This window comes from Comamonas sp. CMM03, from assembly GCF_019218715.1.
In the GTDB taxonomy this organism is placed as follows: domain Bacteria; phylum Pseudomonadota; class Gammaproteobacteria; order Burkholderiales; family Burkholderiaceae_C; genus Comamonas; species Comamonas terrigena.
In genome coordinates, this window is record NZ_JAHUXB010000003.1 from 115320 (window position 1) to 129591 (window position 14272).

The window sequence follows — 14272 nt, forward strand, 5'->3', positions numbered from 1 at the left end:
GGCTTCACTGCGGTACCGCAACGGGCAGCGTGAAAGTGAATACCGTACCACGTGGCTGGTGCTGACGGTGCTGCAATTGTCCGCCATGCTGCTCCACCACCGTGCGGCACAGGCTCAAACCCAGGCCCATGCCCTCCGGGCGGGTGGTGAAAAAGGCCCCGAACAGCTGTTCAGCCACCTCGTCCGGAATCCCCGTGCCCCAATCGCTGACAGAGAACACCAGCCGGTCGGCAGGCTGTCCGGCTTCCGGTGCCTGGACCCGCACTTCCAGCCGACGCTCCACGATCTGCGCCGCCTCCATGGCCTGCATGCCGTTGCGCGTCAGGTTCAGCAGCACCTGCTCCACCATGGTCACATCGCACCACACCGGCGGCAGGCCGGGGGCCACATAGGTCTCCACGTCCACGCCCAGCTTGCGCGCCTGCATGCGCACCAGCGGCAGCACGGCATCCAGCAGCTCCTGCGGAAACACGGCTTCGCGCGACTGGTCGCGGCGGCGCACGAAGTCGCGCACGCTCTTGATCACCCGCCCGGCACGGTCGGCCTGGAAGCCGATCTTGCGCATCACGGCCACCAGCTCCTGCAGCTGCTCCCGCGCCTGCTCGCCGGTCAGCTGCGCCACCGGCGTATTGCCCGAGCCTTCCAGCAGGTGCAGCGAGCCCGAGGCGTAGCTGGCAATGGCCATCAGCGGCTGGGTCAGCTCGTGGCTCAGCAGCGAGGCCATCTCGCCCACCGTGGCCAGGCGGGCCGTGGCCTGCAGACGCTCCTGCGAGGCGCGGGAGATTTCCTCGATGCGGCGCTGCTCGCTGATGTCGATGAAAGCGCTCATCCAGCCCGTGTGCTGGCCCTGGGCATTGATCAGCGGCGCTTCGAAGATCAGCACCGGGAAACGCATGCCGTCTTTGCGCATGAACACCGACTCATGGCCCTCGCGCGCCGTGGGAATGGCGCCGGACAGCCGGCGCCCCTGGCGCTGGCGGTATTCCTGCGCCAGCTCCGGCGGCCAGTAGGGTGCGATGTCCAGCCCCAGCAGTTCCTCGGAGCTGAAGCCCACCATGGCGCAGAACGCCGGGTTCACATAGCTGATGCGGCCCTGCAGGTCCCGCGCGCGCAGGCCGGTGATCAGCGAATCCTCCATGGCCTTGCGAAAGGCCAGCGCATCGCCCAGGTCGCGTTCGGCACGCAGGCGGCGCCGGTTGTCGCGCACCAGCACCACCAGTACGCTCACCAGCGCAATCGACATGGCCGTCACCAGCGCGGTCAGCACGTTCGGGAACACGCTGGGAGCCCGGTGCCAGCTGTCCATGCGCAATACCAGCGTGTGGCCCGGCAGGTCCAGCAGCTGCTGGGCCGAGAACACGCGCGTGCCACGCCAGGCCGCCCCCACCAGGGCCAGGCGCGTGCCATCGGGCTCGGTGAACGAGACCTCCTGGTTGCGCGTCAGGTTCTTGCTGACCTGGCTGCTCAGGATATTGGGCAGCGAATAGGTGGCCACCACATAGCCCACGAAATGGCCCTGGTGCTGCAGTGGCTGGCAGGCCTCCATCAGCTCCATGCCCAGGCCCTCGCCCAGCAGCTGGAAGTAGCTGGGCGAATAGGTCGCCGCATTGGTGCGCCGGGCGTTGGAACAGGCCGCCACAGCATGGGTTTCGCTTTCCTCGCGGAAGTTGTCGCTCCAGTATTCGCCGCGGTACGGGGTCTCGGCGTGGGCCACCAGCCGCATGGCGGCGTTGCGCCATTCCACGCGCACGATCTCGCGGCGCACCTGCAGCAGCTCGGCGGCACGCACGCGCCAGTCTTCCAGCGCCACATCCCCGGCATTCAGGGCCTGCAGATCCTGCATGTTGCGGGCCAGCGCGGAGCGGATTTCGGACACCGCGCCCACGGTGTCGCGTTCCAGCTTGTCCTGGACCTGGCTGGCCTCGTAGCGGCCGGCCAGCCACACCATGGTGACCAGCATGCTGACCACCAGCACCACCAGCAGGGTCCACAACGACCAGCGCCGCCAGGCACTGTGCCAACGGCGCCAAGGCCAAGTTTGCAGGGAATTCACAGGACGCGATGCTCCAAAGCAGGCAGTTGCTGCCGCACCTGCCGTAGATAGGTGCGGTCCATCTGGCCCAGCACCACGCCAGCACCTTCGGCGGCCTGGAGGGCCTGCACCTGCCCCCAGGGGTCGACCAGCATGCTGTGCCCCCAGGTGTGGCGCCCATTGTCGTGGATACCGCCCTGGGCCGGCGCCAGCACATAGCACTGGTTTTCCACCGCCCGGGCGCGCAGCAGCAGCTCCCAGTGCGCCCGGCCCGTGGTGTGCGTGAAGGCACTGGGTACCAGCACCAGGTCCACGCCCGCGGCGGCATGCGCGCGGTACAGCTCGGGAAAGCGCAGGTCGTAGCACACGCTCAGGCCCAGGGTCCAGGTCTGGCCGCTGCGGTCGGTCAGGGTTGCCGTCACCGGCCGGTCACCGGGTTCCACCACCCGGGATTCGTCGTACTGCTCCTGTCCCGTGGCAAAGCGGAACAGATGCACCTTGTCGTAGCGCGCCACGCATTGCCCTTGCGGGCTGAAGAGCAGACTGGTGTTGCGCACATGGTCCGGGGCCCGGGCCACCAGCGGCAGCGTGCCTGCGGCCAGCCACACCCCGGCTTCCCGCGCCCAGTCCGCCAGAGCGGACTGGATGGGACCATCGCCCCACCGCTCGGCATAGGCCAGCTTGTCGGTATCGCTGCGGCCCATGGCACAGAAGTATTCGGGCAGGGCCACCAGCTCCGCCCCCCGCTCGGCGGCCTGCAGCAGCAGCGTTCGGGCGATGCACAGATTCTCTTCCACCACCGGGGTGGACACCATTTGCAGGGCGGCGATCTTCATGGCTGGGGCTCCTTGGTCGATGGTGCGGCAGCCGATGGCGCGCCAGCCGCTGCCGGGGGCACCGTGCCTCCGGCAGTGGGCGGTGTGGCGGCCGGTGCGGTGCGCCGGGGCACGGCGCGCACCTCGGGCTCGGACCAGTTGCCGGTGATGTCGAACTCCCGTGTCGCCACCGCCACCAGCGGACCACGCAGCACGGCCTGGGCCAGGAAACTGCCCAGACCGATCACCGGGTTGATGGCCGTGGCCACCAGCGAAGCCGTCATGGCATTGATTTCCGGCACCACCACCACGCGCAGCTGCTGGGTCTCGTCGGCCAGATTGGCTTGGCCTTCCATCAGCACGGCGGCGTTCACGCCCTTCATCTGCAGGTTGTTGGTGCGGGCCACGCCCTGGGCCACGGTCACATCGCCGCGGACAAAGTCAAAGGCAAAACCGCTGCTGAACACATCGCGGAAGTCCAGCCCGATGCGCCGCGGCAGGGATTGCAGGCTGAGCACGCTCAGCAGCTTGGCCAGCCCGGGTTCTGCCTTCAGGAACTGGCCCTGGCCCACATCCAGGTGCAGCTTGCCGGCCATGCTGTGCCAGTCCGGCGCAATCGGTGCGCCGCGCCAGCCCAGCTCGCCTTCCAGACTGCCCTTGCCGCCGCGCACCACGCCGGGCATGGCAAAACGTTCCAGCAGCGCGCCGGAATCCTTGAGGGCCAGCGTAAAGCGCAACTGGGTGCGGCGGCGCAGGGCATCCGGGCCACCCCAGGTGCCCTGTGCGGTGAGCGTGGCCTCGGGCAGGCTCACATCGAAGCGGTCCAGCACCCACTGCGGCTGGCCATCGCGGCGCTGGTTCTGGGCCTGCACCGCCAGGCTGCCCAGTGCCCGGCCGGCCAGGGCGAATTCCTTGACCGAAATGTCCAGCGCCGGCATCTGCTGGGGCTGGGACTGCAGCAGGCTGTCGGCCTGGTCGGCCGCCCCTTCGGGCAGCAGCAGGTGGGACAGACGGGCAAACACCAGGCCCTGTGGGTGGGTCTTACCCGGCGGGTGGTATTCCACATAGCCGCCCAGCTGCCGCGCCTGGATGTTGCCGCGCCAGACGGCATCGGACTGGGTCAGCCCGGCCACCACGTCGTACAGCACGCGGCCATGCAGGTGCAACTGGTCCACGCGCAGCCCCAGGCGCTGGGGCAGATAGGGCAGCACGTCCGCCGGCACCGGGGCCGCAGCGGGGGCCACTCCGGCTTCCGCCGCCGGAGTGGCCAGCGCCCGCCAGGCGTCGATGTCCAGGGTGTCCAGCTGGGCCTGCGCCTGCACGCCAGGGCCCCCGTTCCAGCCTGCGGGCCAGGCCCCGGCGGGTCCGATGTCGCGGCCCAGCTGGATCCAGCCCCCGGTCACCCTGGCCTGCGGGCCCGTCTGGTCGTAGACATAGGTCAGCGACGCGCGGTCCTGCACATGGATCTGCAACATGTCCTGCAACGGGGACTTGCTGTCGGCTGCCGCAGCCGGTGTCAGCCGCTGGGCCACCTGCAGCGGGGCCGCCACCTCGGCCGCCTTGCCCAGCGGGGCCGGCAGATTCAGCGCCATGCCCTGCAGGCTGCTGCGCACCACGATCTGCGCCAGCTCCCGCTGCAAGCCCACCTGCACCTCGTACTCGGTGGCACCCGTGGCATGCCGGGCCAGGTCCGCCACCGGCGCCAGAAAGGCGTCGCTGCGCAGCCCCTCGGCCGTGGCGCGGCCTCGGGCGCGGATGTCCAGCGCCGGCGCGCCCTTGCCCACCTGCAGCCCGCCGGCCAGCGACACATTGCCGCCCAGCGACTGGGCCTGCACGCTCTGCAGGGTAAAGCCCTTCTCGCTGAAATGCACCATGCCCCGGGCCTCCTGCAGCTCGGGCACATCGGGACGCAGGCGCAGCCGGTTGCCCTGCAGGCCCACCGTGCCGGTCACCCGGGCATGCTCCAACTGCTCGATCGGCAGATGCAGCGCCAGCTTCAGCGTGGCGGGACCGGCCGCCGCAGCACGGTCCAGCGCATGCTCGGTGATCCCGGCCAACGGGGAGCGTGCCACCACATCCAGCCAGGCCGGCAGCGCCGCCTTGCCATGGCCAGAGACGTCCAGCACCGGGGTGGACAGGTCCGGAATCGCGGCCTGGATGGCTTCAAGCGGCACCTTGCTGTGCTCGCCAAACCAGCCTTGGGCGTTGCGCACCTGCATGCCGGCCCGGTCGAACACCAGCTCCCCGGCCAGCTGGGTGATCAGCGGCCAGGGGGCTTCGCCCTCCGCACGCAGGCGCGGCGGCACATAGTCATAGACCACGTCCCGCACCGGTGCGACGATGTGGAACACACCTTTGCTTCCATGGGTGTCGAAGGGGAACTGTTCCAGCGGCCCCGCCACCTTGAAGCGCACATTGCTGGCGCTGCCGCTGCGCACGCTGTCGCGCACATAGTGGCGCGCGTCATGCGGCACCTCCAGCGGCAGATAACGGTGCACGCGTGCGCCATTGGCGCGGCTGAGCACGCCTTCCAGCTCCAGATCGCCCGGCAGGCGCCGGGCCGCATCGGCCCCCATCTGCCAGCGCAGCTGCAGCTGGCCTTGCGCATCGGCATTGGCAAACTGGGCCTGCGGCACCTGGACCGACCAGCGCCCGTGGGCATCCTGGCTCCAGCGCAGGCTGGCCTGCAGCCGGTCTACCGGGATGTGGGGATCTTCAAAAATACCGGGAAATTCCAGCGCCCCCTGGCGCATCTCCACATCGGCCGAGCCCCCTTGCTGGTCGAAGGTGAAGCGCAGGTTGGCGTTGTGCAGACCCGGCGTGTGGCTGTCAGCCTGCAGGTCGCGCAAGCTCACCCCCTGCAGCTGGCCTTGGGCCCGGTAGCGCAGCGGGTGGCCGGCCATGGCCGGCTGCCAGCGCAGCTGCAATTTTTCCGCCCGGCCTTGCAGCTCCCAGCGCGCCAGCTGCGCCTGGGCATCCTCCGGCAGGGGCAGCCGCTGGGCCACGGCCCGGGCCAGCGCCAGATCCAGGTAGCTGGCTTCCAGCGCATGGGGTGTATCGCTACCGGCCTGGGGCCAGCGCAGCGTCACATCGCTGGCCGGCCAGTGGGCGCCGTCGGCCAGGGTGAAGGTCCAGCCCGTTCCCCGGGCTTGCCAGCCCCCGTCCAGGGCCTGCAGGTCCAGCCGACCGGCCACCTGCTGCAGGTCCAGCGCGGGCTGTCCGTTGCGCCAGTCCACCCGCGCCTGGGGCAGGCGCAGGTCGGCCGTGACACCGGCCAGCGCGCCTTTACGCACATCGGCCCAGGCACGAAAGTCGCCCCGTGCCTGCACCTGGTCCACTCCCCATTCGGCCGGCCAGGGCAGGTGCGGCACCTGCTGCAAGGCTCCCTGGGCAAACCACTGTCCCTGCCAGCGTTCCCAGGGACGGCCGCTGACGGCCAGCACCGGCTCCTTGAAGTTGCCCATCACCTGCAGTGCACCGCCCCCCTGCGCCTGGGGAAGCCGGGCATCCATGCGCAGCGCATGCTGCCAGTGCCCGTTGCGCAGCACCAGGTTCACGCCTTCGAGCTGTTGTTCGGGGGTGTCCCGCAGGGCATCGTTCCAGCGCAGCACGCCGTTGCGGATGGCGATTTCGGGCTGGTCCAGCACCCATTCCAGGGGGCTGCTGTCCGGCGTGGCGTCGTCCTGCTGCAGCAGGCCCGCCACTTCCCAGCGCCCGTCGGCCCGGCGCCGGACATCCAGCTGCGGAGACTCCACGACGATCTGCTCCACCCCCCGGCGCCAGAGGGAACGGGCCGAGACGGCCACCACCACCTGCGGCAGCTGCAGCGCAGGCCGGCCCTGGGCGTCCTGCAGCTCCACATCCGTCAGCTCCAGGCTGGGCACCAGACCGTCGGAATAGGCGGTCACGGCACCGATGCGCACCGGTACCCCCAAGGCCTGAGCGGCCAGCTGTTCCAGCTTGCCGCGGTAGTCCCCGATTCGCGGCACAATGAATCCATGGAGCACCCCGGCCGTGGCCGCGAGCAGCAACCAGAAGGCCAGCAGCCCTGCCAGCGCCCACCGCGCCACCACTGCTGCCCTGTGGAGCAGGCGGGAGGGGTGCGGTTTCGGATCGATCATTGGCAAGGTGAAGAGTGGCCAAATTATGACCCGCGGCTCCCGGCACAGGGAGCATGTAGGGGCATGGTGCTGGCAGACGCTTCCCAGGCCCTATCCCTTGGTGAACATGCAGAGCGCAGACATTTCCCCGGCCGAACACGCAACCCCCGCCTTGCCGCCTGCGGCCTATTCACGCTTCTGGCAGCGTCTGCACCGGCGCTACGACGCCCTGTTCCCGCTGCTGCCGGCCGGCGTGCCCACCCGTGCCACGATGGAGCAGGCACTCGACGCCCTGCTGGCCCAGCCCTATGAATTGGGGGCCGCGTTGCGCATCCTGCGCCAGCTGGTGCTGGAGCGCACCATGGTCCTGGACTGCGATGGCACGGCCGACCTGGGCGCCGTCACCGGCAGCATGACCGCGCTGGGCGAGCTGGCCCTGGACCGGGCCTGTCAGGCCGCCCGCGCCGATCTGGACAGCCGCCATGGAGCCCCGCAGGGCCCCGACGGCCAGCCGGTCCAGCTGTGGATCATCGGCATGGGCAAGTTCGGCGCGCGGGAGCTGAACGTCTCCAGCGACATCGACCTGATCTATGTCTACGAACACGATGGCGACACCGCCGGCCTGCCCGACGGGCGCGGCAAGCTCTCCAACCATGAATACTTTGGCCGCGTGGTCAAAGCCATCTACGCGCTGATCGGCGACACCACCGAGCACGGCTTTGTCTTCCGCGTCGACCTGGCGCTGCGCCCCAATGGCAATTCCGGCCCGGCCGCCGTGTCCCTGGGGTCGCTGGAAGAGTATCTGCTGGTGCAGGGCCGCGAATGGGAGCGCTTTGCCTGGCTCAAGAGCCGCATCGTCGCGCCCACGGCCTGCATTGGCACGCCCAATGTGCAGGGCCTACGGGGCGTGGTGCTGCCTTTTGTGTTCCGCCGTTATCTGGACTACAGCGTGTTCGATGCGCTGCGCAGCCTGCACCGCCAGATCCGCGAACATGCCACCCGCCGCAGCGCCGGCCACCCCGAACGCGCCAACGATGTGAAGCTGTCCCGCGGCGGCATCCGCGAGATCGAATTCACCGTGCAGCTGCTGCAGGTGGTGCGCGGCGGCCAGTTCCCCGAACTGCGCTGCCGCCCCACGCTGGAAGCGCTGCAGCGCCTGGCCCGTGCCAATCTGATGCCGCAGGAGACGGCCCAGCAACTGGCGGAGGCCTACACCTTTCTGCGCGGCGTGGAGCACCGCATCCAGTACCTGGACGACCAGCAGACCCATGTGCTGCCCACGCGCGACGACGATCTGGAATGGATTGCCCGGACCATGGGCTTTGCCCGCTGCCAGGATTTCCTGCACCAGCTCGATGCCCACCGCGAACTGGTGGCCCAGGAATTCGACACCCTGCTGGGCGGCGACAAGGCCCAGGACTGCGCCAGCGGCAACTGCGCCGGGCCGCGCGCCATCACCGGGGGGCCGGCCATTCCCGATCTGGAAGCGCTGCTGGAACAGCTGCCGCCGGCCCTGTCCAGCCGCGTGGCCGAGTGGCGCGACCTGCCACGGGTGCAGGGCCTGCGCGACGAGGCCCGCACCCGCCTGTTCCGCCTGGTGCTGCGCACCGCGCAATGGGTGCAGCAGGGCAAGGTGGGCGAGGAAGCTGCCGTGCGCATGATCAACTGGCTGGAGCCGCTGCTGCGCCGCGAAAGCTATCTGGCCCTGCTGCTGGAGCGCCCGTCCGTGCACGAACGCCTGCTGCACATGCTGGGAGCCGCCAAATGGCCGGCCCGCTACCTGCAGCAGCACCCGGGGGTGATCGACGAGCTGGCGGGTGAAGCCCTGTTCCAGGAACGCTTTTCCGCCGCCGACTTCGAGCACGAGATGGCGCTGCGCCTGCAGGCGCTGGAATCCACCGGCGAGGACGACGACGAAACCCTGCTGAACCTGCTGCGCCGGGCCCACCATGCCGAAACCTTCCGCACCCTGGCCCGCGACGTGGAAGGCGCCATCACCGTGGAACAGGTCGCCGACGACCTGAGCGCCCTGGCCGACACCGTGCTGCGCGTGACCGCGTCCTGGTGCTGGCAGCGCCTGAAGAACCGCCACCGCGAGGTCCCGCAGTTCGCCATCATTGGCTACGGCAAGCTGGGCGGCAAGGAGCTGGGCTATGGCAGCGACCTGGACATCGTCTTCGTCTTCGACGACGCCGACGACAACGCCCCGGAGGTCTATGCCGCCTTTGTGCGCAAGCTGATCAACTGGCTCACGGTGAAGACCGGCGAAGGCGATCTGTTCGAGATCGACACCGCCCTGCGCCCCAACGGCAATTCCGGCCTGCTGGTCACCAGCTTCAAGGCCTACGCCGACTACCAGCAGCAACGCGGCAGCAACACCGCCTGGACCTGGGAACACCAGGCCATGACCCGCGCGCGCTTCGTGCTGGGCAGCGACGATCTGGCCGCCCGCTTCGATGCCGTGCGCGAAACCGTGATCACCGCCCCCCGCGACGCCGCAGCGCTGCGCGAGGAGATTGTCTCCATGCGTGCCCGTGTGCGCGCCGCCCATCCGGTGCGCGGTGCGGCCTTTGATGTGAAGCACAGCGAAGGCGGCATGGTGGACGCGGAGTTCGCGGTGCAGTACCTGGTACTGTCCCAGTCCGCACAGCACCGTGAACTCATCGACAATGTGGGCAATATCGCGCTGCTGCAACGGGCCGAAGCCGCCGGGCTGCTGCCCGCAGGCCAGGGCCAGGCAGCGGCGGCGGCCTACCGCGAACTGCGCCGGGTACAGCACCAGTCGCGCCTGAACGAGGGCAACGGCCAGGTAGATCCGGCCAGCGTCCAGGTCCAGTCCGATGCCATCCGGCAGCTGTGGCAGACCGTTTTTGGCGATGCGTAAGCAATTACTTCCAGTTCCAACGGAAATTTCCGTGGAGCAGTCCTCCATAAGATGTAAAAATATGTCACATCTTCCATGTGGCCGCCATGAACCTTGTTGAACTGAATATTGACACCATTCCTTTGGGTCAGCCCCTGCCTTTCGCCTTGCGCGGGGTGGCCGGTGCCTTGCTGGCCCAGAAGGGCTATGTGATCCGTACGCCCAAGGAACTGGAAATCCTGCTGGCCCGTGGACAGACCCTGTGCGTGGACACCGACGAGTCGGGCGACAGCTTCCGCGCCTTCAAGGCCCACCTGCAGAACATGCTGATGTCGGACAAGCCGCTGGGCATGATTTCCAGCATGACCATGCATGCCACCCTGGCCCAGGAAGATGCCGCCGACCGGGAACGCAAGACCCCACACTGGCCCACCTGGCAGGCCCGCCTGACCCAGCTGATGCGCACCCCCGACCCGGATAGCTTTCTGCCCCGGTTCGAGAACATGCACCAGGGTCTGGCCCGCCACTGCGCCGAAGCCCCGGACGCCACCCTGCTGGCCCTGGTGCAGATGTCCGCCGAGGAAACCCGCCACTACTGCGCCACCCACGCCATGCTGGTGGCGGCGGTGTGCATGATTTCCGCCCGGGAAACCCTGCGCTGGCCGGAAGAGCGCATCCACCAGATCGGCCGCGCCGGTCTGAGCATGAACCTGGGCATGGGCCATCTGCAGGACGACCTGGCCCAGCAGATCACCCCGCTGAGTGCCACCCAGGCCCAGGCCGTGGAAGACCACGCCCTGCGCTCGGAGCAGATGCTGCGCGACCTGGGTGTCACCGACGAGGTCTGGCTGCAGGGCGTGCGGGGTCACCACCTGCGCGCACCCGGCCGCCTGGCCGAGAAGACGGCGGGTGACCAGCTGGCCCGGATGATCCAGCGCGCCGACATCTTTGGCGCCCGGATCGCACCCCGCGCCAACCGCCACCCCATGTCGGTCACCTCGGCCATGCAGGCCAGCTACTACGACGAGACCAAGTCGGTGGACGAAGCCGGCGCCGCGCTGATCAAGTCGCTGGGCATCTACCCGCCCGGCGCCTGGGTCAAGCTGGCCAGCGGCGAAACCGCCGTGGTCGTGCGCCGCGGCACCACGGCCGCCACCCCCAAGGTGGCGGTGCTGGTGAACAAGGAAGGCATGCCCACGGGCGAGCCCATTCCGCGCGACACGGCCCACCCGAACTGGAAGATTTCCGCCCCGGTGGCGCAGCGCGACGTGCGCGTGCGCCTGCCGCTGGACCGCCTGCTGGAGATCAATTGCTGAGCCTGCGGGCCGCCTGGATGCAAGCCGTTACATAAAAATTCCCCGGGCCCTCTGGAACTTTTGTCCAATGAGCCCATCTAGCAAGTAGTGGATTGGCGAGAGTGATCGCTTCCACCGTAACGGTTTATTGTTGTGAAGCCTGCATGCTTGGCATCTGTCCATCCTGGAGCGCTTCTCCTCCCTCCCTCTCTTAATTCGTTTCGGGACGCTTCACAACGTTTTTATGCAAAGCAAAAAGCCACCTGCGGGTGGCTTTTTTGCGGGCGGTCGGGGCTGGCGGGGCGGTTCAGAGCCGCGGCGCCGTGTCGGCAAAGCTGGCGCGCGGGGCCAGGCGCTCGCGCAGGGCCGCCAGGGCCGGGCGTCCCTGCAGCCAGTCCTGCTGGGGAAAGCGGAAGGCCAGCCAGTCCACGGCCGTGACGACGGCGATATCGGCCAGGCTCAGATGCTGGCCGGTCAGGAACGGCTGTGCGCCGGGCGCCTGGGCCTGCATGGCATCCAGGCCGCGCTGCACCTTGTCCAGGGAGCGGTCCACCCAGGCCTGGCAGCGCTGGGCGTCGCTGCGGCCGGCCCAGGTCTGTTCCAGGCGCATGGCCACACCGGCGTCCAGCACGCCGTCGGCCAGGGCTTCCCAGGTCTTGACATGGGCGCGCTCTCGCCCGCCCGCCGGAATCAGCCGGCCCACCGGCGACAGCGTGTCCAGGTACTCGACGATCACGCGCGAGTCGTACAGCACCTCCTTGCCGTCTAGCACCAGGGCCGGCACCTTGCCCAGCGGGTTGGTCTGGGGCAGCTGCGTGTCCGCTGCCCAGGGGTTGTCTTCCTGGAAACGGTAGTCCAGCTTTTTTTCGGCCAGCACGATGCGCACCTTGCGCACATAGGGGCTGGCGAGGGAACCAATCAGCAACAAAGACATGGCGGAAGCTTTCGCGGAAGGCAGCGGGGAGACGGCGTGGCAGCGGGCCGGCATGCGCCGGCACTGGAATCTGGGCCAAATTCTATCGGGGCTGTCGGGGGCAGGCTCTGCGCATTGCAGCCGTCCCACCTACAATCGCCCCCCATGAGCCTGTCCCACATCTCCGCCCTCTCCCCGCTCGACGGCCGCTACGCCGCCAAACTGACCGACCTGCGCCCCATCATGAGCGAGCAGGGTTATATGCACCGCCGCGTGCAGGTGGAAATCACCTGGTTCATCGCGCTGTCGGATGCCGGTTTTGCCGAGTTCCCCCCGCTGTCCGAAGGTGCCCGCACCTATCTGCACGGTCTGGTGAGCAACTTCTCGGAAGCCGATGCCGCCGCCATCAAGGAGATCGAGAAGACCACCAACCACGACGTGAAGGCCGTGGAATACTGGATCAAGGCCAAGTTCGACGCCCGTCCCGAACTGCTCAAGGCCGCCGAATTCGTGCACTTTGCCTGCACCAGCGAAGACATCAACAACACCAGCCACGCGCTGCAGATCCGCGTCGGCCGCGACATGGTGGTGCTGCCCGCCCTGGACCGCATCATCCTGAAGCTGCGCGAAATGGCCCGCCTGTACGCCGCGGTGCCCATGCTCAGCCGCACCCACGGCCAGACCGCCAGCCCCACCACCGTGGGCAAGGAAATCGCCAACGTCGTGATGCGCCTGCAAAAGGCCTCGGACAACATCGCCAACGTCAAGACGCTGGCCAAGATGAATGGCGCCGTGGGCAACTACAACGCCCACCTGTCCGCCTGGCCCGACTTCGACTGGGAAGCCTTCAGCCAGAAGGTCATCGAGACCCCCGAACCCCAGGGCCTGGGCCTGACCTTCCAGCCCTACTCGATCCAGATCGAGCCGCACGACTACATGGCCGAGATCTTCGACGCCGTGGCCCGCGCCAACACCATCCTGATCGACCTGTCGCGCGACATCTGGGGCTATGTGTCCCTGGGCTACTTCAAGCAGCGCCTGAAGGCCGGCGAAATCGGTTCCTCGACCATGCCGCACAAGGTCAACCCCATCGACTTCGAGAACGCCGAAGGCAATCTGGGTCTGGCCAACGCCATCCTCAAGCACCTGTCCGAAAAGCTGCCGGTGTCCCGCTGGCAGCGTGACCTGACCGACTCCACCGTGCTGCGCAACATCGGTGTCGCTTTCGGTTATGCCACCCTGGCGTACACCTCGCTGATGACCGGTCTGAACAAGCTGGAACTGAACGAAGAGCGGCTGCAGCAGGACCTGGACAATGCCTGGGAAGTGCTGGCCGAGCCCATCCAGACCGTGATGCGCCGCTATGGCGTGCAAGGCGCGTACGAAAAGCTCAAGGAAGTCACCCGCGGCAAGACCGTGCTGGCCGAAGACCTGCACCGCCTGATCAATGGCCTGGAAATTCCCCAGGCCGACAAGGACCGTCTGCTGGCCATGACACCGGCCTCCTACATCGGCAAGGCGGCCGAGCTGGCCCGCCGCGTCTGAGCCGGGCCCTGCGCCTTCCTGCGGGTGGCCACACCCGCAAGGCTCCCCTGTAGAGCTGCCTCAGCGCCACTGCCGGCGCGCGGGCGGCTCTTGTTTTTGACAGTTTCCCAAGGACTGCCTGCGGGCAGCACCGCCACCACGTCCCGCCATGGCCATCAAGTCCACCATCTTCAAAGCCAATCTGTCGATTGCCGACATCGACCACGGCTACTACGCCGACCACAACCTGACCCTGGCACGCCACCCCAGCGAGACCGACGAACGCATGATGGTGCGCCTGGTCGCCCTGGCGCTGAACGCCTGGCAGCTGCAGGCCCTGTGCAACGGCGACGGCACGCTGGGCTTTGGTATTGGCCTGAGCGACCCGGACGATCCCGATGTCCACATCACCGACTACACCGGCCAGAAACGCCTGTGGATCGAAGTGGGCCAGCCCGAGGAAAAGCCCATCACCAAGGCCTGCAACAAGTCCGACCATGTGCTGGTCTACCCCTTCAACCACGCGGCGCATGTGTGGTGGAAAGGCATCGAGGGCAAGGTCAACCGCCAGGACAAGCTGGAGGTGCTGTACATCGACTCCGAGGTCGCCCAGCAACTGGGCAGCCTGGCCGAACGCAGCATGCAGTTGCAGGCCACCATCCAGGAAGGGCAGCTGACGCTGTCCAGCAACCAGGGCATGGTCGTCGTCGAACCCACCCGCTGGAAGTAA

8 protein-coding genes are annotated in these 14272 nt (G+C 68.1%); 4 read left to right on the top strand and 4 right to left on the bottom strand.

From position 1 onward, the window contains the following. Nucleotides 1-4: 4 nt before the first annotated feature. The 3 genes from KW830_RS11315 to KW830_RS11325 all read right to left on the bottom strand — a co-directional run bounded on the left by KW830_RS11315 (nt 5) and on the right by KW830_RS11325 (nt 6968). The gene (locus KW830_RS11315) at nt 5-1960 is read right to left on the bottom strand and encodes a nitrogen regulation protein NR(II) (protein WP_218333469.1); all 1956 of its coding nucleotides are present in this window, start codon (nt 1958-1960) and stop codon (nt 5-7) included. A gap of 89 nt (nt 1961-2049) precedes the next feature. Beyond that, the gene (locus KW830_RS11320; RefSeq protein WP_218333232.1) at nt 2050-2868 is read right to left on the bottom strand and encodes a carbon-nitrogen hydrolase family protein; all 819 of its coding nucleotides are present in this window, start codon (nt 2866-2868) and stop codon (nt 2050-2052) included. Then, on the bottom strand, nt 2865-6968 hold the full coding sequence (locus KW830_RS11325) for a YhdP family protein (protein ID WP_218333233.1): 4104 nt from the start codon (nt 6966-6968) through the stop codon (nt 2865-2867). The genes KW830_RS11320 and KW830_RS11325 overlap by 4 nt, the downstream gene beginning before the upstream one ends. A 106-nt stretch (nt 6969-7074) precedes the next feature. Here KW830_RS11325 and glnE point away from each other — a divergent pair, with 106 nt between their 5' ends. Both glnE and KW830_RS11335 read left to right on the top strand, forming a co-directional pair. Next, a complete protein-coding gene (glnE, locus tag KW830_RS11330; RefSeq protein WP_218333234.1) occupies nt 7075-9831 on the top strand; it encodes a bifunctional [glutamate--ammonia ligase]-adenylyl-L-tyrosine phosphorylase/[glutamate--ammonia-ligase] adenylyltransferase in 2757 nt (918 codons plus the stop codon). Nucleotides 9832-9917: 86 nt separating this feature from the next. After that, nucleotides 9918-11126, top strand: coding sequence for an HD-GYP domain-containing protein (locus KW830_RS11335; RefSeq protein WP_066538150.1), 1209 nt, complete (start codon nt 9918-9920; stop codon nt 11124-11126). Nucleotides 11127-11412: 286 nt separating this feature from the next. On the opposite strand, the gene KW830_RS11340 is transcribed toward KW830_RS11335, so the two are convergent. Next, nucleotides 11413-12033 carry a glutathione S-transferase N-terminal domain-containing protein gene (locus tag KW830_RS11340; RefSeq protein WP_066538408.1) on the bottom strand — a complete coding sequence of 207 codons (621 nt, stop codon included), beginning with the start codon at nt 12031-12033 and terminating at the stop codon, nt 11413-11415. Between the two features lie 150 nt (nt 12034-12183). Here KW830_RS11340 and purB point away from each other — a divergent pair, with 150 nt between their 5' ends. Both purB and KW830_RS11350 read left to right on the top strand, forming a co-directional pair. Continuing rightward, entirely contained in the window at nt 12184-13563 is a 1380-nt protein-coding gene (gene purB / locus KW830_RS11345) for an adenylosuccinate lyase (RefSeq protein ID WP_066538153.1), read from the top strand. 148 nt (nt 13564-13711) lie between these two features. Continuing rightward, on the top strand, nt 13712-14272 hold the full coding sequence (locus KW830_RS11350; protein ID WP_066538155.1) for a YaeQ family protein: 561 nt from the start codon (nt 13712-13714) through the stop codon (nt 14270-14272).